Source organism: Streptomyces sp. NPDC037290 (genome assembly GCF_055603245.1).
This window is the reverse complement of record NZ_JBVJVZ010000198.1, coordinates 1-1,038: the sequence shown is the minus strand read 5'-3', so window position 1 is coordinate 1,038 and position 1,038 is coordinate 1. Positions and strand designations below refer to the sequence as shown.

The following is a 1,038-nucleotide window of genomic DNA, read 5'->3' as shown; positions in this document are numbered from 1 at the left end:
CGACCAGCCGGCCGACTCGGCGCGCGTGAAGCCGTAGACCAGGGCGACCAGGCCGAGGGTGGAGAGCACGACGCCGGGGATGTCCAGCGGTGCGCGGTTGCGGGTGCCGGAGGGCTCACGGATCACGAAGTACGCGCCCACGGCGGCGACCACGGCGAACGGGATGTTGACGAAGAACGTCCAGCGCCAGTTCAGGTACTCGGTGAGGAAGCCGCCGAGGATCAGCCCGACCGCGCCACCGCCACCGGCGATGGCCCCGTAGATGCCGAACGCCTTGGCGCGCTCCTTGGCGTCGGTGAACATCACGGCGAGCAGGGAGAGCGCGGCCGGGGCGAGCAGGGCGCCGAAGACACCCTGGAGGGCCCGGGAGCCGAACATCATCGCCTCGTTCTGGGCGGCCCCGCCGAGCGCGGAGGCCAGCGCGAAGCCGGTCAGGCCGACGACGAAGGTGCGCTTACGGCCCCAGAGGTCGGCGATCCGGCCGCCGAAGAGGAGGAGACCGCCGAAGGCGAGGGCGTAGGCGGTGATGACCCACTGCTTGTTGCCGTCGGAGATGCCGAGGTCGGTCTGGGCGGAGGGCAGCGCGATGTTCACGATGGTCGCGTCGAGGACGACCATCAGCTGGGCGAGCGCGATGAAGGCGAGGGCTTTCCAGCGGCTCGGATCGGGAAGGGCGGTGTCGGCTGTTCGGGACAGGCCGGCCGTTTTTGACATGGGTGTAGCCACCTAAGGACATGCGAGGGCGCCGAGGCGTCGCGAAGTGGGCGTCGGCGGTACGTGCTGTGGCGTACGCGCGACGGTTGCGTGGGCCGCCCGCGCGTGACAGGGACGTACGGGCCGGTGTTCGGGTGAGGCGGGACGGTGCGGCCGACGGAGTCGGCGGGTCCGGGAAGGTTCAGGTCGGTGCGGCCGTCAGGAGCGCCGCAGATCCTCCAAGGTCGCCGCCGATCCGGGCAGTTCGGAGCGGGCCGGGGTCTCCAGGCCGTCCAGGAACAACTGCAGATGACGGTGGGTGAACCGGTCGATGCCCTGGCAGGC

1 protein-coding gene and 1 pseudogene are annotated in these 1,038 nt (G+C 70.9%); both read right to left on the bottom strand.

The genetic code is table 11. The features are described from left to right. On the bottom strand, positions 1 to 714 hold a 714-nt coding region (locus ACZ7HQ_RS45955), incomplete at its 3' end, for an MFS transporter (protein WP_471003726.1). A gap of 198 nt (positions 715 to 912) precedes the next feature. Beyond that, positions 913 to 1,038 (bottom strand): annotated as a pseudogene (locus ACZ7HQ_RS45950) (TetR/AcrR family transcriptional regulator); the annotation flags it as partial.